The sequence below is a fragment of the Dietzia kunjamensis genome (assembly GCF_045689975.1).
Classification (GTDB): domain Bacteria; phylum Actinomycetota; class Actinomycetes; order Mycobacteriales; family Mycobacteriaceae; genus Dietzia; species Dietzia kunjamensis.
Genome location: NZ_CP143297.1, coordinates 353372 through 371114 on the forward strand (window position 1 = coordinate 353372; position 17743 = coordinate 371114).

Consider the following 17743-nt stretch of genomic DNA (forward strand, 5'->3'; position numbering starts at 1 on the left):
CCCCCTCGGCGAGCACCGCGGTCCTCGCCGAGAAGAGGAATTCGCGCAACGCCACTCGGCCGATACAGGCGAATTCCTCCGGACGGCGAGGCCGGGGGGCGAGCGACCGGATGGCGGGGCGTGCCCCGCCGCCCGCGCTCCGCTCCCGGCCTCGCCTTGCGTGGTGTCTGTGCCCGAAGCGCGGCCGGGTGTGACGCACGCCGCTGTCCGAGCTGGGCGACCCCGGTAGGATGGGGTACTGCCGGTCGGTCGAGCGCAGGGCGGAGAACCCGTCCGCGGCGGGCCGGGACCAACCTGTCAGGAGTTGACCTTTTCGATGACCACTGTCGCCGTAGTCGGAGCCACGGGCCAGGTGGGGCGCGTCATGCGTGCCCTGCTGGAGGAGCGGGACTTCCCGGCTGACAAGGTCCGTTTCTTCGCGTCCGCCCGGTCCGCCGGCACCACGCTGCCGTTCCGCGGTGAGGACATCGTCGTCGAGGACACCGCGGGCACGCCCGACGAGGAGCTGGAGGGGATCGATATCGCCCTGTTCTCCGCCGGAGGCACGATGTCGAAGGAGCAGGCCCCTCGGTTCGCCGCGGCCGGCGCCGTCGTCGTCGACAATTCCAGCGCGTGGCGCAAGGACCCCGACGTCCCGCTCGTCGTCTCCGAGGTGAACCCGGACGCGGCGAAGAACCCACCCAAGGGCATCATCGCCAACCCCAACTGCACCACGATGGCCGCGATGCCGGTGCTCAAGGCGCTGCACGACGCGGCGGGCCTCAAGCGTCTGGTCGTGTCGACGTACCAGGCGGTCTCCGGTTCCGGGCTCGCCGGCGTGGACACGCTGAACGATCAGATCACTGGCAACGTCGGCGCGGGCCACGAGCTGGTGCACGACGGCTCGGCGCTGAAGACCGACGACCACGGGCCGTACGTCGCGCCGATCGCGTTCAACGTGCTGCCGCTCGCGGGTGGGCTCGTCGACGACGGGTCCGAGGAGACGGACGAGGAGCAGAAGCTGCGCAATGAGTCGCGCAAGATCCTCGACCTGCCGGAGCTGCGGGTGGCCGGCACCTGCGTGCGCGTGCCGGTGTTCACCGGTCACACGCTGAGCATCAACGCGGAGTTCGACAAGGACATCACGCCGGAGCAGGCGCGCGAGCTGCTGTCGAAGGCGCCGGGCGTCAAGGTCGTGGACGTGCCGACCCCGCTGGACGCGGCGGGTATCGACGAGTCGCTGGTGGGCCGCATCCGCCAGGACCAGTCGATCGAGGGCAACAAGGGCCTCAACCTCATGGTGGCGGGCGACAACCTCCGCAAGGGTGCGGCGCTCAACACCATCCAGATCGCGGAACTGCTGGTCAAGTAGCGCAACTGCTGGTCGAGTGGCCAGTCGCGGGCTGAGCCGGTCGGGAGTGCAGCCGGTCGAGAGTACGACGACGAGGCCCCGCAGTCGCACCCAGACGGGAGCCGCCGCCCGGTCACGCAGACCGGGCGGCGGCTCTTCTGCACAGGGCTCGCGAGGAGTTCGCTCTCTCCGCGGTATGACCAAAGGCATACTTTCGGTATGTCCCACACGACGATCAAGGTGAGTCGCGACCTCCGGGATCTTCTGAAGAGGCAGGCCGCCGAGGAGCACCGCACGCTGGGCGATCATCTGGCGTATCTCGCCTCACTCGCCGAGAAGTAACGGAGGCTCGAGCGCCTGCGTGCGGAGATTGACGCGACATCGCCTGAGGATCTGGCGTCCTACCGCGAGGAGTCCGAGTGGTGGGAGCGGGCGCAGGATGTCTGACCCGACTCCCGGGGAGGTCGTATGGGTTGTCCTCGATCCCGTGGTGGGTCGTGAGCAGAGCGGTCGCCGGCCCGCGGTGGTGGTCTCGTCGCGCGCGCACATCTCCCTCGCCGATACTCTCGTGATGGTGTTGCCGGTGACGTCGGTGGATCGCGGATGGTCGAACCACGTCCTGCTCCGCGGAGACGTGTTCGACCGCGACTCCTGGGCGATGACCGAGCAGGTGCGCACCCTTTCGCGCCAGCGTGTTGTCGGCCATGCCGGCCAGGTGGATGCGGGGACCCTGGCAGACATTCGCCGGTGGATCCAGGATTTCCTCGACGAGTAGCGGTCGACCGCCGAACCCCGACCCCGGCCCACCCGCACCCCACAACCCCGCCACCCGAAAGGACCACCCATGACCCCGACCCTGACCCACCACGAGGACATCGCCGTCCTCACGCTCGGCGACGACGAGAACCGCTTCTCCCCGGACCGGCTCGACGCGATCAACGCCCACCTCGATGAGGTCGAGCAGTCCGCGAAGGGGCTCGTCACCGTGGGGTCGGGCAAGTTCTATTCCAACGGCCTAGACCTCGACTGGCTCATGGCCAACTCGGACCGCCTGGACTGGTACGTCGGCCGGATCCACGAGCTGTTCTCGCGCGTCCTGACGTTCTCCCTGCCGACGGCCGCCGCGGTCAACGGGCACGCCTTCGGCGGCGGCGCGATGCTCGCGATGGCTCACGACTACCGGGTGATGCGCGACGACCGCGGCTACTTCTGCTTCCCCGAGGTGGACATCAACATCCCGTTCACTCCCGGCATGGCGGCGCTGATCCAGGCCAAGACGACCCCGCAGACCGCCATCACCGCGATGAGCACGGGCCACCGCTACCCCGGGGCCGAGGCGAAGGAGGCGGGCCTCGTCGACGCGACCGCTGCGGAGGCCGAGATCGTTGCCGCGGCGCTCGGGCGTCTCCAGCCGATCCTCGGCAAGGACCGCACCACTCTCGGCGCCATCAAGTCCACGATGTTCGCCTCCGTCACCGAGGCGCTGGGCCGGGGTCCCGGCGGCGTCAGCCTCTGATGCCCACCCGTCCCGGGTCGACCGCGGGTTCGGGGTAGCGCGGGGATAGTTCGACACCGGCAACGACACAACGACGACGACGAGGACCACCGCCGCCCGGGAACGATGCGGCCGCCCGGTCACGCCGAACCGGCGGCGGCTTCGGTCGTATAGAGGCCGGTCCAGTGCCATAGTGGAACTGCACGCCCCTCGTGTCCCGGCCTGCTGCCGGAACACGTGGCCAGATCGCACGACTCCCTGCAGGTTCACGCCTGCACCGACGAGAGGAACGCAGATGGCTATCAACGACGACGACATCACCACGTCCGGCGCTCAGGGCGAGGGCATCGCCGACGGCGGTTCCAACCCGGGCGGCCACGACGGCGGCGCCGACGGATCCGCCCACCACATGAAGGGCGAGGGCGAGGGCCTGGCTGACGGCGGTTCGAACCCGGACGGCCACGACGGTGGCGCGGACGGTTCCGCCGATGGCTCCGCGAACACCGGCGAAGGGTTGGCCGATGGCGGTTCGAACCCGGATGGTGCCGACGGCGGCGCTGACGGCACGCAGTAATTGCGGGCGCTTCATCGGTGCGTCGCGTGCAGTTCGGATGAGTTCGCGGCTCGGGTGTGGGGGCAGCGGCCCCTGCTGACCCGGGCGGCCGAGCTGCCACGCGACTACTCCGACCTGCTCACACCGGGGATGGTCGACGAGATCGTCGCCGAGCGGGGCGTGCGCACGCCCTTCGTCCGGATGGCGCGGGAGGGCACGCTCGTCGACCGGGCGTGCTTCACCCGCTCCGCGGGGTTCGGGGCGCAGATCGCCGATCAGCTCGACCCCGACGGCGTGCTCACGCAGTACGCCGCCGGGGCGACGCTCGTCCTGCAGGGACTGCACCGGTTCTGGCCGCCCATCATCGACTTCGTCCGAGGCATGACCTCGGACATCGGGCATCCGGTGCAGACCAACGCCTACATCACCCCGCCCGCGAATCGCGGGTTCGATCCGCACTACGACGTCCACGACGTGTTTGTCCTCCAGGTGTCCGGCACCAAGCGGTGGCGGGTGCACGAGCCCGTCCACCTTCACCCGCTGCCCGATCAGCCGTGGACCGATCACCGCGAGGCGATCGCCGAACGGGCAAAGGACGCTCCGGTCATCGACACCGTGCTCGAGCCGGGGGACTGCCTCTATCTGCCGCGCGGCTGGATCCACTCCGCCGAGGCGCAGGGCGATACCTCGATCCACCTCACGGTGGGCGTGGCCCCCTTGACCGGGCATGACGTCGCCACGGCGATGATCGAGGCGTTGGCCTCGGAGGAGGAGCTGCGGGCGTCGTTGCCGTTCGGGCTCGCCCCGGTCGATGCCGCGCGCGCCGAGCCCCACGCCCGCGAGGTCCTCGACGTACTGGCCCGGTTGATCGCCGAGAAGCAGGGGCAGCTCAGCGCTCTCGCCGGCGAGGCGCTCGCCGAGAAGTACCTGGACCTCACTCGACCCGCAGCGATCCGCCCGCTGGCCACCCTCGATGCCGTCGCGGCCCTCGAGCCCGACACCCGGCTGCAGTTGCGAGAGGGACTCCACGCACGGGTGGACTGCACCGACTCTGACGTCGACGCCGGCAGTCCCGGCACGGTGGTGCTGAGGCTGCCCACTAAGTCGGTGACGTTCCCGGCGGTGTGCGCGTCCGCCCTGCGCGCTGTCCTCGAGGGCGCACCCGTGAGCGCTGGTTCGCTGCCCGGCCTCGATGCCGACGACGGCCTGGTGGTCCTGCGCCGGCTGCTGCGGGAGGGCGTGGTGGTGGCGCAGTGAGGGTGATGGCGCTGTGAGCAGGCCTGCGGACTGGGAGCCGTGCAGCGACTCGTCGTTGCGCCGCGGCGATCCCCTGGACGGGTCGGGCTCGCGGGGGTTGCGATGGCTGATGGTCGAGTTGTCCGGCCCGTGGGGCTATTCGGCGTTACTCGACTCGCCGGGTCTCCTTCCGCCGGAGCTGGGCCGCGAGATCGCCGGGCGTGCCCAGGAGGCTGATGTCCGGGTTGCCGCGATCCGCAGGCCGGGTCGTCGTCGTCATACAGAGGATCAACGCTGGCGGTGGGCGCTCGCCGACGCCCGGCCCGGGCACGAGTCGCTGCGGTGGGGCGAGGTCGACGGCCCGGTCGGGTACGCCGAGATCCCCCTCGACGGTTCCGCCGGCACCCCGTCAGCGGAGCCGCTGGTCGCCGTGTGCGCGCACGGCAAGCACGATCAGTGCTGCGCGGTGCGGGGGCGCAGCGCCGCGGCGCGGATCGCCGAGCGCTACCCGGAGGCGACCTGGGAGTGCTCCCACCTGGGCGGCGACCGCTTCGCCGCGACGATGCTCGTCCTGCCGCACGGTCTCTTCTACGGCCGTGTCGACCAGGCGGAGGATCCGGCCGACATCGTCACCCGCTACACAGAGGGCCGCGTCGACGTGAGGTACCTGCGTGGACGCAGTAGTCATTCGGCGGCCGTGCAGAGTGCCCAGCACCATGCCCGCGCGGTGGTGCCCGACGACAGGATCGACGCCTTTGCCCCCGTGGGCGTGGTCGAGCGCGACGAGCACGTCGAGGTGACGCTCGAGGGCCCGCACGGTCCGGTCGAGGTGTGGCTGCGGGAGACCTACTCGGAGCCGATCTTCACGATGTGCCGCGCCCACGCCCCTGGCCCGGTCCGGCAGTGGGAGCTGATCGAGGTCAGGGGCGGCGGGTAGGGCCGGACGTCGGGGCAAGGTGGAGCACGGACCTCCGCACAGGAAAGGACAGGCGACGTCGATGCAGCCGTTGATCCGCGCCGCCAGCCTGCGCGGGTTCGCTGAGCTCGTCACCGAACTCGGCGGGGATCCGGATCGGCTGCTCGCGCGGTTCGGCATCGAGCCAGAGACGTTGGCGGACGAGGACGGGCTGCTGTCGATCACCGACCACGACCGGATGCTCGATGTGGCGGCGGACCACCTGCGCTGCCCGGACCTCGGTCTGCGGCTGGCCGAACGGCAGGACGTGACGATTCTCGGCCCCATCGCGCGCGCGATCGGATCGTCGCAGACCCCCGCGGAGGCACTGGAGTGCGCGGCTCGGTTCATGTTCGTGCACAGCCCCGCGCTGAGGATCGAGGTCGCCGACGACCCGTGGGGCCGGCGCGGCGTGATCGCCCTGACCTACCGCAAGGAGCTGACCGAGTCGCCGTACTCGCCGCAGGCCGCCGAGCTGGGGCTGGGGGTGTTCTACCGGGTGGCCGTGCATCTGGTCGGGCAGTCCACCGGGTTGCGGTCGGTGGAGGTGCCGCACGGACCACTCTCGCCGGTCGGCCGGTATCTGGGCTTCTTCGGCGTCGACGTGAAGTTCGACCGGCCCGCGGCCGCGCTGTGCGTCGACCGTCGGATGTTGGATGCCACGTTCGCCTCCGCGGATGAGGATCTCCGTCGCGCGGCCCTCGATCACCTGACGGGCTCGTACTCCGACCCGTCGGACTCGGTGGCTCACCAGGTGCGCCGCCTCGTGGGGGAGCGCCTTCCCGGCCGCGTCCCCACCCTCGCCGAGGTGGCCGGGGCGCTCCTGCTCCACCCGCGGACGCTGCAACGTCGCCTCGCCGCCGTCGACACCACCTACGGCCGGGTCGTCGACGACCTGCGTCGGGATCGCGCGCACCGGTTTATCACGACCAGCGACCTGTCCTTCACCCAGATCGCCGACCTGGTCGGTTTCGCCGAGCAGGCCACGCTCAGCCACGCGGCGCGCCGGTGGTTCGGTATGTCCCCCGGGGAGCTGAGGCGGACCACCAACCTGTCGCCCTGACACAAGTTTCCCGCCGCCGGACACCGGATGCTGGTGTCGACCGCGGGAACGACCGGCGCCCCCCGGGCGGCCACCCCATCGGCGAGGAGGAGCGAACGATGCTGCGCGAAGATCCACCGCGTTCGGACCAGGTGTCCGGACCCATGCTCGAGCAGATCGGCGCGCGGCCGATCCCCGAATTCGACGGCGTCCACGACGTGTGGCCGCGGGGCGAGCGGCTGAGGGCGGTGCGCTCGGCGGCCGCCGAGTACAAGAAGCGGTTCGTGCAGCAGGGGCGGGTGCGGGCGGTGCGGTCAGTCGACGTGGCCGGGGCGCCGTACCCGGTCAAGTACGCCTTCGACAACGCGGTGTCGGTGCCCAGCCTGCCGCTGGTCACCATGATCAACCGCATGGTGGTGGTCCAGTACGACGACTGGAACGGTCGGCCCCGCACCCTGGTGTTCGAGCCGACCGTCCCCGCCGGTTCCGCCAAGGCGCCGTTCTACGCCAATCTGGAGAGGCTGGTCGAGGCCGTCCCCGGCGGCCGCCTGGCCAGCAAGGCGATCCTCAAGTACTTCAACGAGCCCGGCGAGGCGCTGGCCAAGGTGGGACTGCGGCCGCGGGACGTGGACTTCCTCACGTTCGACCACCTGCACGTGCAGGATCCCCGGATGATTCTCGGCTCGAGTGAGGTGATCGCGGACGAGTCGGCGCCGCGCACCGCCCTGTTCCGCGACGCGCAGCTGCTCGTGCACCGCCGCGAACTGGCCACCCTGGAGGACCTGCACCCCATGCAGTGGGCCTGGTACGTCGAGGACGGCCTCGACGGCGTCCCCCGGGACAGGTTCGCCGTGTTCGACGGCGACATCGAGCTCGGCCCCGGCATCGCCCTGCTGTGGACGCCCGGCCACACGGACGGCAACCACTCGCTGGTCATCAACACCCCGGACGGCGTGTGGGTGTCGTCCGAGAACGGCATCTCCCTGGACAACTGGCAGCCGGAGCTGTCGAAGATCCCGGGCGTGCGCCGCTACCACCGCGAGTACGGCCGCGAGATCTGCCCCAACGCCAACACCCTCGAGGACGCGCTGGACCAGTACGACTCCATGATCAAGGAGAAGACCCTCGCCGACCCGTGCCCGGCCGACCCGCGCTGGCTCCAGATCCTGCCCTCCACCGAACTGGCGCCGTGGAAGCGTTTCTGGCCGGTCGTGCCGACGTACTGCCACGGTGGAATCTCCTACGGCGAGATCCGTGCCGGACTGAGGGACGGGAAGTGACGACGACGAGGACCCGCAGCGCGCTCGTAACCGGGGCCGGTCGCGGCCTGGGCCGAGATATCGCGGGCCTGCTGGCCGACCGCGGGTATCGCGTCATGATCACCGATCTGGACGAGCAGTCGTCCCGGACGGCGGCCGCGGAGATCGGGCGGGGTGCGCTCTGGGCCGCTGTCGACATCCGCGATCGCGGGCAGGTCGACGAGGCCCGGGACCGGCTGGTCGCGGAGACCGGGGGCGTGGACGTGTGGGTCAACAACGCCGGTGTCCTGCTCACCGGCCCGGCGTGGGAGCAGACCGACGACCAGCGGCGGCTCATGCTGGACGTCAACGCGCTGGGGACGATCAACGGCACGGTCGCCGCGATCGAGGCCATGCGCGCCCGCAGCGCTGGTATCCCGGGCACCGGCGCGACCGGCAGTGGCGGGCACATCGTCAACATCGTCTCGCTGGCGGGGATCTCCGCGGTCCCGGGCGAGGCCGTCTACGCGGCGTCCAAACACGCGGTGATGGGCTTCAGTTCCAGCACGGCCGCCGACCTGCGGCTGGCCGGGGTGGACGATATCGACATCTCGTGCATCTGCCCGGACGGCATCTGGACCCCGATGCTCTTCGACAAACTCGAGGACCCGCAGGCGGCGCTGTCGTTCTCGGGTGTCCTCCTGCAGTCGGAGGACGTGGTGCGCGCGGTGGGCAGGGTGCTGGAGTCGCGGCGCCCGGTTACGGCCGTCCCGGCTAGGCGCGGGGCGCTGGCCAGGCTGGGTGCCGCGTTCCCCCGCCTGGCGTCCGCCCTCCTGCCGCTGATGGCCGCCAAGGGTCGCCGGAAGCAGCGCACTCTCCTACGAACGCAAGGATCGTCCCGCTCGTGACCACTCGGACAGACCCCTCCGTGATCATCCATCGTGAGGTCGACCTGCAGTCCCGGTTGCTCTACTGGGCCGGGCGGGCGACGCTCCGTCAGGTGTACCGCTTCTGGCCCATGACCGGCGCCGGGATCCGGGGGCTGGCCGCAGTCGAGCGCGGGTTCTCGCGACTGGCGGGCCCCGCCGGGGTGCGTGTGGAACGGACCGTGCTCGGCGGCACCGCGGCCGAGACGTCGACCCCCGATTCCGTCGGCCCGGACGCACTGGCCGACGTGACCGTGCTCTACCTCCACGGCGGCGCGTTCGTCTTCTGCGGCCCCGGCACCCACCGTGGGCTCTGCGGCCGGCTGGCGATGGACCTCGGCGTGACCGTGCACTCGCTGGACTACCGGATGCTGCCGGAGGTCGACCTGGCGACCGTAGTCGCGGATGCTTACGCCGGGTATCGCGCTCTGTCCGAGCAACTGCCCGCGGATCACCGGATCGTGGTGGCCGGGGACTCGGCGGGCGGGTACCTGGCCGCCGCGATCTGTGAGTTGGCCGCCCGCGACCGCGTCCGTCAGCCCGCCGCGATGGTGGGTTACTCGCCCCTGCTCGACGTCGATGGCGAGGTGCGTGAGGGGCCGTGGGCCACGCGCGACTCGTACCAACCGGCCGTCACGGTGCAGCGGTTCCAGAGGCTGTGGCAGCGCCACGCCGACGGGCTGCAGAGCAGCCGCTCGATGCTCGCCTGCGATCCAGAGGTGTTCCCGCCGACTCTGATCACCCTGGCTGCGGGCGAACTCGTGGAACCGGCCGCGCTCCAGCTGACCGAACGCCTACGCGCGGCCGGGCGGCCCGTCGAGACCCACCGGTGGTACTCGGCAGTCCACGCGTTCCCGGTGCTCGCCGGCCTGACCCCGCACAGCCGCCACGCCGGCAGGATCACGGCCGAGTTCCTGCGCCGGACGATGACGGCGCCGGTCTCACAGCGCCCTCTCTCAAGACATGCACGAGATGGGTCTTGACCGTGCCTTCGGACAGGTGCAGCGACTCGGCGGGCTGCCGGTCGCTCGAGCCCCCTCGGCCACGGCGCGCAGGACCTCGGACTCCCAGTCCGTGAGCACCGGCCGAGGACCACGCATCCGGCTCAGTAGCCGGGCGGCGACCGCTTTGCCGCGACGATGCTCGTCCTGCCGCACGGCCTCTTCTGCGGCCGCGTCGACCAGGCGGAGGACCCGGCCGACATCGTCACCGCCTACACCGAGGAGCGGGTCGACGAGCGGTACCTGCGTGGACGCAGTAGCCGCTCGGCGGCCGTGCAGAGCGCGCAGCATCATGCCCGTGCGGTGGTGCCTGACGACCGCATCGACGCCTTCGCCCCGGTGCGCGTGGTCGAACGGGGCGGCACGTCGAGGTGACGCTCGAGGGCCCGCACGGTCCGGTCGAGGTGTGGCTGCGGGAGACCTACTCGGAGCCGATCTTCACGATGTGCCGGGCCCACGCCCCCGGTCCGGTGAGGCAGTGGGAGCTGGTCGACATCATAGACGGATCAGAAAGAAGCTAAAGTGAGATCATGCGCCCGGCGCATATCAGCCCACGTCGAAGGAGTGTCGCTAGCCAGCGCCCGGCTTTCTGGCTAGCTTTCAGCCGGCGTTCTTGAACTCATCGTATCGGGCTGCCAACCGTTCCCTGTCGGGCTTATCGGGGCCACGTCTCGGCAACCAGAGATTGCGCTGGTTCATCTCCTGTAGGCCGTGGCTTAGCATCGGGCCGTCTACCTCCGCGAGCACCTCTTCGTTTATGTGAACGGTGTAGTCAGGCGAGATTCCTAGAATGTTCTCGTCATAGGCTGCGTGGTGAATTTTGCAGAGGGAAAGTCCGTTTGTCACGTGAGGTTGACCTTCGTCTTCCGAATCGGCAGTAATATGTGCTGCGTCCAAGAGGGGAACCTTTTTGAGTACGCAAACAGCACACCGTTCGCCATAGGCGGTCAGTACGCGCGCACGAAATTCCGGCTGATGCAAGCGCTGACGTACGACTCTTTCTGCGTATCGTCTTTGGTCTTCGGTTAGGTGTGAGGGGTCAGGGAGGAAACGAAGGCTCTCATCGAGGGCCAAGAGGAAGCGCTGATGTTCAGGTTCGTCTTTCACAACGTAAACAGGCATGATAGGTACGAATTGGCCGGTCGCTACCTTCCGAAGCATCACAATCGGTAGGCCGAGCTTCATTGCTTCGCGCAGCTTCTTATTTGAACCGCCTCGGGGGTCTTGATCCGCGCGCTGTTTTTCGTAAGAGTAGCGATATAGCGAATTCCCATGATCGCCATCATCGTATTCGCTATCGGGGTCACTTACGATAGTAAGCGTCGCCGCGTATGATCGCGGGTTCCAAATTCCCTTGTAAGAGTTCAGAATTCGTTCGGGGCCCCAGCCAAAATCAACCTGATTAAGCCATTCGCGAGAGAGGGTTGGGTTCGATGCAAACTCCGCTGCGAGAGTGTGCATCAGGGACTTGCGCTTAGTTAGCTCAAGTGACAGGTCTGGCATGTAACGAAGCATGCCAGGTGGGATCCGTTCTAACCTGGTTTCGTGAACCCTCGATACGCTTAATTCGCGTCGGGTCGCCGTTGCTTGACTGCCATGCAGCGTGGTCGCGATGCACTCAGTTCAAGCGCTGCGACGGCAGGGAGATCCGGTGTCGCCCAGTCGAGCGATGATAGGGCGGGGAGAGGTAGCCAGCGCAATTCATCGTGATCGGAGCTACGGGTAGGTGCCAATGCAGACGTGACGAGGTAGCAGGCCAGGTCAATGTCGAGATCGCCGACCGTAGTTGCCGTCCTATCGACGAGACTGCCAACCGAGATCGAGATCCCTAGCTCTTCCTGGATCTCGCGTATCAGTGCGCGTTCGGGGGTCTCGCCGTCGTCGATCTTACCGCCTGGAAACTCCCACTTGCCGGCCGCGGACTTGCCGGGTGCTCGTTTGCAGGCGAGCACTTTGCCATCCCGATAGAACACTGCCGCTACCACTTCGATCCGCGGCAATTGAGCTCCCTTGTCAGCGCGCTTAACATTCGGGAGTAGACCTTATCGTCAGCGGCGCCAGTCACTCAGCCATATCTCCCCAGTCGGCGAATCCCGACGGGTCGTGCCGGCCCAGGGTGGCGTGCTCGAACAGGCCCCAACCCACGTCGCCGTTGCAGGTCGCGCGGGCCACGTAGTCGATGGTGTTGAACGGCAGCATGGAGACGACATCGGGCGAGGTCATGTCGTAGGTGACCGACTCGCTCCAGTCGCGGCCCATCCAGCGGCCGTGCGACCACGCCGGGTCGCCCACGTAGCCGGCGCCCATACTCAGCGGGACACCGAGCAGGGTCTCGACCTCCAGCAGCAGCGGCTCGCCGCGCGGGGTCGTCAGGTGCAGCCGGGCGCACTCCGGGTGGCGGGTGCCGCTGCGGTAGTCGACCTCGAGCCGCGGCCACCCCAGCTGCTCGATCCGGCCGTCCGCGAATACTCGGCTCGCGTGGTTGAGCGTGCGGTGCCCGTCGGGGCTCTCCTGGAGGATGATGACCATCGCGTAGTCGTCGAAGCGTAGCGGTATGTACGTCCACCAGAACCCCTCCCGCGGCTCCGCGGCCCACCGCCCCGGCGGATCCGATTCGCCACTCGGGCGGATCCCCCACGAGCGGTCGCGGGTCCCGAGCCACACCTCCGGGTCGACGCGGAAGTCGCGGCGGTCAACCGAGAGCGTCCCCGACCAACTGCCTACTTGCGCAAACCGGCTCGCGTCCAGCATCGCCCGGGTGCCCTCCAGCAGGACGTGCCGCTCCTCCAGAACCGCCTCGAACGAGCCCTCCCACGTCATATCCGCGGACAGATCCGGGTGCTCGCACACCAGTCGGAGCTTCCGCAGTGGCTCGACCACCTCGATCCGGTACCCGCCCACCGCCGGCTCCAGCGACCGCAACTCGAGCGCGTCGGAGAACCGCACCGACCGCTGCGTGTCACCGTGGCGCACCGTCGCGAACGCGTCCACGACGCCGAGGTTGGGATAGACCCCGAACCCGGTCACCAGGAACACCTCGCCGGTGCGGTCGTGCGCGTTGAGGTAGTAGCGGTCGTAGAAGTTCCGGTCGCTCGTCACCGCCTGCGCCATCGGCAGCGGCGTCTGGTGGACGGGGAACTCGTCGAGCGGGGTGGGTTTCACGTGGATCCTCGGAAGTGGTCGGCCGGGGGCGCGGCGGGGGAGGGGCCGGTGGGCGCGGTCAGTCTGCGATGAGCCGGGCGAGCATGGCGTGGTGGAGCACGTACTCGTCCGGGTGCGCGGGAGCGTCCTGCTCACCGAAGTGGATACGACGACGAGTGATCCGCGACAGGATGATGGCCTGCCGTAGCCCGGCGTACACGTAGTAGAACGGCAGATCGCGGACGGTGGAGCCGGTGAGTTGCTCGTACTGCTCGACGACCTCGCCGTGGTCGAAGAGGTCCGGGATGCCGGGGAAGTCGAAGGCGACCGCGAGCTCCTGGAACAGGTCGTGGAAGTACAGGAACCACCCGAGGTCGACCTCGGCCGGCGCGATCGCCGCCATCTCCCAGTCCAGCACCGCCGTCGGAGTGGTGCCCTCGTAGAGGATGTTGCCGATGCGGGCGTCGCCCCAGCTCAGTACATCGGACCCGGCCTCCTCGGGCCAGCGGGCCTCGATCCAGTCGAAGGCCCGCTCGATCACCGGGATCGTGAGCCCGTCCTCGCGGGTAGTCCACTCGTAGTAGGCCCGCTGCTCGTCGACGTGGGCGCGCAGGGAACTCATGCCGGGCGCGGGCGCGAGCGACGACACCAGCTCGGCCGGCTGCGGGATCTGGTGGATCGCCGCCAGCACCGCGACGGACTCGCGCTGAAACTCTCGGCGCTGCTCGGGGTGCATCTCCAGCAGCCAGCCGTCGAAGACGTACGGGGGATTGTCGACCGGCGCGCGGCCGGTGGCCCGGTCCATCACCAGGAAGGGCGTGCCGAGGATGGCCGGATCCTGCTCGAGCCAGCGAACACGGGGGACCGGCAGGTCGGTGTTCTCGCCGACCACCCGCATCACGTCGAACTGCTTGGCCAGGTCGTAGACGGGAAACACCGGGAACGCATCGTCCTGCGGGCACATCCGGGCCACCAGCTGCGCGGACTGCGGCTCGGCTGCGCCCCCTGTCGAGGCAGGGGCGGCCGGGGTCCAGGTGGCGTCGAAGAGGACCGAGATGTTGGACATCCCCGAACTCTCCGGCCTGCTCACCGCCGAGACCTCGACACCTGCGGAGGCGTCGACCTCGTCGCGGCCCGCGATCCATGCGGTGAGGCTCTCGCGGAACTCGTCGAGGTCGGCCTCGCCCGAGGTCACCCGTTGGTGCAGTGGTTCGTCGGAGCGTGCGGTGGTCATGCGATCGTCGTCATGTGGTTCGGACCCTTCGTACGGCCTGATGCGCGGGCGGGACCCGCGATGAACACAGTGTGACCCACGGCACAATTCGAGCGGCCCGATATGGGCATCCCTGCAGTCGCCCACGCGGTCTGGGGCGGCGGACCTTGTTGGCGTCGTCGTGCCTCGTCGTCCTGCTTCGTGGTCGTTCCCCGGACCGACAGGGGGTGGGGAGATCGGTGATCCGTCACCGACATGGGCGGATCGGTAGCCTCTGGGCGTGGGCCACCACGGCCCTTAGTGCAACGGTGAACGTAGAAAAAGGTGTGTTGTGTCGGTCCCCCTGAGCATCCTCGACCTGGTCTCCATCTCGGAGGGCTCCAGCGCCCGTGAGGGTATCGCTGCGTCGATGGAGTCCGCGCAGCTCGCCGACCGGCTCGGCTACTCGCGCCTGTGGTTCGCCGAGCATCACAACACCCCCAACCTCGCCTCCAGCGCCACGGCGCTGCTTATCTCCCAGGCCGCGTCGGTGACCGAGCGGATCCGCGTGGGCTCGGGCGGGGTCATGCTGCCCAACCACGCCCCGCTCATGGTGGCCGAGCAGTACGGCACGCTGGCCAACATCCACGGCGACCGGATCGACCTGGGGCTGGGCCGCGCGCCCGGCACCGACGGCATGACCGCCCAGGCGCTGAGCCGCTCGTCCGCCGAGCCGCAGGCCTTCGCCCGGCACATCTACGACCTGCAGGGCTGGTTCGGCGAGGAGGGCACGGCGCGGAGCACCCCGATCCTGTCGTCGGTCTCGCAGAACACGGAGGTGCCGATCTGGGTGCTCGGCTCCACCGTCAACGGCGCCTCCATCGCCGGCCAGCTGGGACTGCCGTTCTCGCTGGCCTCGCACTTCGCGCCCGACCAGATCGATGACGCCATCCGCGTCTACCGCGACTCGTTCAGCACCGAGGCGCCCACCGCGCGCATCGACAAGCCCCAGGTGATGGCCGGCATCAACGTCGTCGTCGCCGACACGGACGAGGAGGCGCAGCGGCAGTTCACCACCCTGCAGCAGATGTTCCTCGACCTGCGGGCCGGGCGCAGCCGCAAGATCCAGCCGCCCGGCGACCCGTCCGAGTTCGCCGGCAGCACGCCCGCGATGCTCGAGATCAGCGCCGTCGGCTCGCCCGCCACGGTCAAGGCGCAGCTGGACGAGTTCGTCGAGCGCACCGACGCCGACGAACTCATCACCGTCACCTACGCCTACGACCCGGTCGTGCGGAACCGGTCGATCGAGCTGCTCGCCGACCTCTGGTTCCAGTAGCGCGTCGAACCCATGGAATTCCTCACCATACTGTTCCTCATCGGTATCACCGCCGAGGCGATGACCGGCGCGCTGGCCGCCGGTCGCGAGCGCATGGACCTGTTCGGAGTGGTGATCGTCGCGTGCGTCACCGCCATCGGCGGTGGCTCGATCCGGGACGTCCTGCTGGGCCACTATCCGCTCATCTGGGTGGAGAATCCGTCCTACCTCGCGTTGGTCGCGCTGGCCGCGGTCGTGACCGTGTTCGTCGCCCCGCTCATGCGGCACTTCAGGGTGCTCTTCCTCGGGCTCGACGCACTCGGGCTGACCGTCTTCGCGATCTTCGGTGCCCGGATCGCCCTCGAGATGGGCCACGGCGTCGTCATCGCCGTCGCTGCCGCGGTCATCACGGGCGTGTTCGGGGGAGTCATGCGTGACCTGCTGTGCGACCGGGTGCCGCTCGTGTTCCGGCACGAGTTGTACGCCAGTGTCGCCATCCTGGCCGCGCTCGTCTACGTGGGTCTCGCGGCTGCGGGCGTCCCGGAGAACTGGGGCGCGGCGATCACTCTGGTCGTGGGGTTCGGCCTGCGAGTGGCCGCGATCCGCTTCAGACTCTCACTACCGGTGTTCGACTACCAGGAGATCGAGCATCGTCGCCCCAGACGTCGTCGGCACCGCTGGAGCCGGGTCTCGTCTAGAGACCTGGACTGACGCATCGGGCTCGTCAAGGACGGCGCGTCCCCGGCAGCGCGCAGACCCCCGCCGTCCGGAGGCGCCCGGGCCCCGCCGCTGGTAGAACGGGGCATGGCCATCGACGCACTGGAACCCCACCCGCTCGTCCGACTGCTGGGCAAGCCGCCCGCCGCCTTCACCGTCGCCGACCTCGTCCGGGCCGTCGATCAACTGGAGCTGAGCCAGGTCAACCTGCGCTATGTCGGCGGCGACGGCCGGCTCAAGACTCTCGCCTTCCCCATCAACTCGCGCGAGCACCTCCACGAGGTGCTCACTCGCGGCGAGCGGGTGGACGGCTCGAGCGTCTTCCCCGGCACCGACACCGAGGCCAGCGACGTCTACATCGTCCCGCGCCACCGCACCGCCTTCCTCAACCCTTTCGGGGAACGCACTTCACTCGACGTGCTCTGCTCGTTCTACGCGCCCGACGGAGCGCCGCTGCCCTACGCGCGCGAGCAGGTCGTGCGCCGCGCCGCCGAGGTGTTGACGCTCCAGACCGGCATGACGCTCGAGGCCTTCGGTGAGCTGGAGTACTACCTCGCCGCCGAGCCCGAGCCGATCTACCCCGTCGAGTCCGAGCGCGGCTACCAGGAGTCGGCGCCCTTCTCCAAGCACGAGCGCGTCCGCGAGCAGGTGCTGGGACACCTCCGCGAGATGGGGGTCGCGATGAAGTACGTGCACGGCGAGGTCGGCAACATCCTGGAGGACGACCGACAGCTGGTCCAGCACGAGATCGAACTCCAGCCCGTCCCCCTGGAGCAGGCCGCCGACGCCATCGTCCTGACCAAGTGGGTGGTGCGTCAGGTCGCCTACGCCCACGGCCTCGAGGCGACCTTCGCCCCGCTGGTGAGCGGCGACGGCGCGGGCAACGGCCTGCACATCCACAGCCGCCTGGTGCGCGACGGCGCCAACGTGATCGTCGACGACGACGGCATCACCGACACCGCGCGCAGACTGATCGCCGGCTACCTCTCGTCCGCCCGGGCACTGTCCGCGTTCGGCAACACCGTCCCCACCTCCTACCTGCGGTTCGCCGAGGGCGACGAGTCGCCCGAGGACATCTGCTGGGGGATGCAGGACCGTACCGGCCTGGTCCGGGTCCCGTTGGCCTGGGGTGGCGACGTGCTGGCCGACATGGTCGCCCACGCCAACCCCGGCAGCTCCGAGCCGATCCCCGAGCCCGCGACGCACCCCCAGACCGTCGAGTTCCGGCTCGGCGACGGCTCAGCCGACGTCCACCTGCTGCTGGCGGGCATGGCCGCGGCGGCCAGGCGCGGGCTCGACGACCCGGGCAGCCTGGACCAGGCTGAGCTCCTCAACGCCGCCGACGGCGAGGACTTCGAGACCCTGCCCACCTCGTGCGCGGAGTCGGCCGACGTGCTCGAGGCCGAGCGAGAGATGTTCGAGGCCGACGGTGTGTTCCCCGCCGCGCTCATCGACTCGGTGCTCGCGGGGCTACGCGGTGATGACGGCGACGATGACGACGACAACGACGACGACGAGGTGGGCGACTCCGGAAGCGGCGACGCCGACCGGGAGGAGCTCATCCGCCGTCACTGGCACGTCGGCTGAGCCCGCCCGGTCGGC

General features: G+C 69.3%; 19 protein-coding genes. 15 read left to right on the plus strand and 4 right to left on the minus strand.

Translation table 11 applies throughout. The features are described 5' to 3' along the window. The first annotated feature begins 316 nt into the window (after positions 1 to 316). The 12 genes from VZF99_RS01630 (at position 317) to VZF99_RS01685 (ending at position 10151) form a co-directional block, all read left to right on the plus strand. A complete protein-coding gene (locus tag VZF99_RS01630; protein ID WP_301162889.1) occupies positions 317 to 1351 on the plus strand; it encodes an aspartate-semialdehyde dehydrogenase in 1035 nt (344 codons plus the stop codon). A 198-nt stretch (positions 1352 to 1549) separates the two neighbouring features. Beyond that, positions 1550 to 1672 carry a hypothetical protein gene (locus tag VZF99_RS01635; protein ID WP_407335536.1) on the plus strand — a complete coding sequence of 41 codons (123 nt, stop codon included), beginning with the start codon at positions 1550 to 1552 and terminating at the stop codon, positions 1670 to 1672. Positions 1673 to 1769: 97 nt separating this feature from the next. Next, the gene (locus VZF99_RS01640) at positions 1770 to 2105 is read left to right on the plus strand and encodes a type II toxin-antitoxin system PemK/MazF family toxin (protein WP_407335537.1); all 336 of its coding nucleotides are present in this window, start codon (positions 1770 to 1772) and stop codon (positions 2103 to 2105) included. Between the two features lie 69 nt (positions 2106 to 2174). Beyond that, positions 2175 to 2846: an enoyl-CoA hydratase/isomerase family protein gene (locus VZF99_RS01645; RefSeq protein ID WP_407335538.1), complete on the plus strand. Its 672-nt coding sequence runs from the start codon at positions 2175 to 2177 to the stop codon at positions 2844 to 2846. A gap of 274 nt (positions 2847 to 3120) precedes the next feature. After that, positions 3121 to 3399, plus strand: coding sequence for a BatC protein (locus VZF99_RS01650; RefSeq protein ID WP_407335539.1), 279 nt, complete (start codon positions 3121 to 3123; stop codon positions 3397 to 3399). Further along, positions 3400 to 4635 (plus strand): cupin domain-containing protein, encoded by a 1236-nt coding sequence (locus tag VZF99_RS01655; RefSeq protein ID WP_407335540.1) that lies wholly within the window; start codon positions 3400 to 3402, stop codon positions 4633 to 4635. It abuts the gene before it with no gap. Between the two features lie 109 nt (positions 4636 to 4744). Next, complete coding sequence (locus VZF99_RS01660; protein ID WP_407336061.1) at positions 4745 to 5551, plus strand: sucrase ferredoxin; 807 nt, start codon at positions 4745 to 4747, stop codon at positions 5549 to 5551. A 61-nt stretch (positions 5552 to 5612) separates the two neighbouring features. Continuing rightward, a complete protein-coding gene (locus tag VZF99_RS01665) occupies positions 5613 to 6632 on the plus strand; it encodes an AraC family transcriptional regulator (RefSeq protein WP_407335541.1) in 1020 nt (339 codons plus the stop codon). A 98-nt stretch (positions 6633 to 6730) separates the two neighbouring features. Next, positions 6731 to 7891, plus strand: a complete 1161-nt coding sequence (locus VZF99_RS01670; protein WP_407335542.1) for a hypothetical protein — start codon at positions 6731 to 6733, stop codon at positions 7889 to 7891. Further along, positions 7888 to 8757: an SDR family oxidoreductase gene (locus VZF99_RS01675; RefSeq protein WP_407335543.1), complete on the plus strand. Its 870-nt coding sequence runs from the start codon at positions 7888 to 7890 to the stop codon at positions 8755 to 8757. The genes VZF99_RS01670 and VZF99_RS01675 overlap by 4 nt, the downstream gene beginning before the upstream one ends. Continuing rightward, entirely contained in the window at positions 8754 to 9758 is a 1005-nt protein-coding gene (locus tag VZF99_RS01680; protein ID WP_407335544.1) for an alpha/beta hydrolase, read from the plus strand. Before VZF99_RS01675 ends, VZF99_RS01680 begins: the two co-directional genes overlap by 4 nt. Before the next feature lie 156 nt (positions 9759 to 9914). Then, positions 9915 to 10151: a hypothetical protein gene (locus tag VZF99_RS01685; protein ID WP_407335545.1), complete on the plus strand. Its 237-nt coding sequence runs from the start codon at positions 9915 to 9917 to the stop codon at positions 10149 to 10151. A 225-nt stretch (positions 10152 to 10376) separates the two neighbouring features. On the opposite strand, the gene VZF99_RS01690 is transcribed toward VZF99_RS01685, so the two are convergent. The 4 genes from VZF99_RS01690 to VZF99_RS01705 form a co-directional block, all read right to left on the minus strand. Then, positions 10377 to 11279 carry an HNH endonuclease gene (locus tag VZF99_RS01690; RefSeq protein ID WP_407335546.1) on the minus strand — a complete coding sequence of 301 codons (903 nt, stop codon included), beginning with the start codon at positions 11277 to 11279 and terminating at the stop codon, positions 10377 to 10379. Positions 11280 to 11338: 59 nt separating this feature from the next. After that, positions 11339 to 11776 carry a (deoxy)nucleoside triphosphate pyrophosphohydrolase gene (locus VZF99_RS01695; protein WP_268093082.1) on the minus strand — a complete coding sequence of 146 codons (438 nt, stop codon included), beginning with the start codon at positions 11774 to 11776 and terminating at the stop codon, positions 11339 to 11341. A 61-nt stretch (positions 11777 to 11837) separates the two neighbouring features. Next, positions 11838 to 12887, minus strand: a complete 1050-nt coding sequence (locus VZF99_RS01700; protein WP_407336062.1) for a hypothetical protein — start codon at positions 12885 to 12887, stop codon at positions 11838 to 11840. Positions 12888 to 12996: 109 nt separating this feature from the next. After that, positions 12997 to 14151, minus strand: a complete 1155-nt coding sequence (locus VZF99_RS01705; protein ID WP_407335547.1) for a phosphotransferase family protein — start codon at positions 14149 to 14151, stop codon at positions 12997 to 12999. A gap of 310 nt (positions 14152 to 14461) precedes the next feature. On the opposite strand from VZF99_RS01705, the gene VZF99_RS01710 reads away from it, so the two are divergent. The 3 genes from VZF99_RS01710 (at position 14462) to VZF99_RS01720 (ending at position 17728) form a co-directional block, all read left to right on the plus strand. After that, the gene (locus tag VZF99_RS01710) at positions 14462 to 15445 is read left to right on the plus strand and encodes an LLM class flavin-dependent oxidoreductase (protein ID WP_407335548.1); all 984 of its coding nucleotides are present in this window, start codon (positions 14462 to 14464) and stop codon (positions 15443 to 15445) included. A 12-nt stretch (positions 15446 to 15457) separates the two neighbouring features. After that, positions 15458 to 16135, plus strand: a complete 678-nt coding sequence (locus tag VZF99_RS01715; RefSeq protein ID WP_407335549.1) for a trimeric intracellular cation channel family protein — start codon at positions 15458 to 15460, stop codon at positions 16133 to 16135. A gap of 93 nt (positions 16136 to 16228) precedes the next feature. Next, a complete protein-coding gene (locus VZF99_RS01720; protein WP_407335550.1) occupies positions 16229 to 17728 on the plus strand; it encodes a glutamine synthetase beta-grasp domain-containing protein in 1500 nt (499 codons plus the stop codon). The last annotated feature ends 15 nt before the right edge of the window (positions 17729 to 17743 follow it).

Excerpts from the sequence above, each read along its gene's own strand:
- VZF99_RS01690 (WP_407335546.1), bottom strand. The coding sequence starts at position 11,279 with ATGCCAGACCTGTCACTTGAGCTAACTAAGCGCAAGTCCCTGATGCAC.
- VZF99_RS01650 (WP_407335539.1), top strand. The coding sequence starts at position 3,121 with ATGGCTATCAACGACGACGACATCACCACGTCCGGCGCTCAGGGCGAG.
- VZF99_RS01715 (WP_407335549.1), top strand. The coding sequence starts at position 15,458 with ATGGAATTCCTCACCATACTGTTCCTCATCGGTATCACCGCCGAGGCG.
- VZF99_RS01720 (WP_407335550.1), top strand. The coding sequence starts at position 16,229 with ATGGCCATCGACGCACTGGAACCCCACCCGCTCGTCCGACTGCTGGGC.
- VZF99_RS01685 (WP_407335545.1), top strand. The coding sequence starts at position 9,915 with ATGCTCGTCCTGCCGCACGGCCTCTTCTGCGGCCGCGTCGACCAGGCG.
- VZF99_RS01700 (WP_407336062.1), bottom strand. The coding sequence starts at position 12,887 with ATGGCGCAGGCGGTGACGAGCGACCGGAACTTCTACGACCGCTACTAC.
- VZF99_RS01660 (WP_407336061.1), top strand. The coding sequence starts at position 4,745 with ATGGTCGAGTTGTCCGGCCCGTGGGGCTATTCGGCGTTACTCGACTCG.
- VZF99_RS01630 (WP_301162889.1), top strand. The coding sequence starts at position 317 with ATGACCACTGTCGCCGTAGTCGGAGCCACGGGCCAGGTGGGGCGCGTC.
- VZF99_RS01645 (WP_407335538.1), top strand. The coding sequence starts at position 2,175 with ATGACCCCGACCCTGACCCACCACGAGGACATCGCCGTCCTCACGCTC.
- VZF99_RS01640 (WP_407335537.1), top strand. The coding sequence starts at position 1,770 with ATGTCTGACCCGACTCCCGGGGAGGTCGTATGGGTTGTCCTCGATCCC.
- VZF99_RS01665 (WP_407335541.1), top strand. The coding sequence starts at position 5,613 with ATGCAGCCGTTGATCCGCGCCGCCAGCCTGCGCGGGTTCGCTGAGCTC.
- VZF99_RS01705 (WP_407335547.1), bottom strand. The coding sequence starts at position 14,151 with ATGACCACCGCACGCTCCGACGAACCACTGCACCAACGGGTGACCTCG.
- VZF99_RS01670 (WP_407335542.1), top strand. The coding sequence starts at position 6,731 with ATGCTGCGCGAAGATCCACCGCGTTCGGACCAGGTGTCCGGACCCATG.
- VZF99_RS01635 (WP_407335536.1), top strand. The coding sequence starts at position 1,550 with ATGTCCCACACGACGATCAAGGTGAGTCGCGACCTCCGGGATCTTCTG.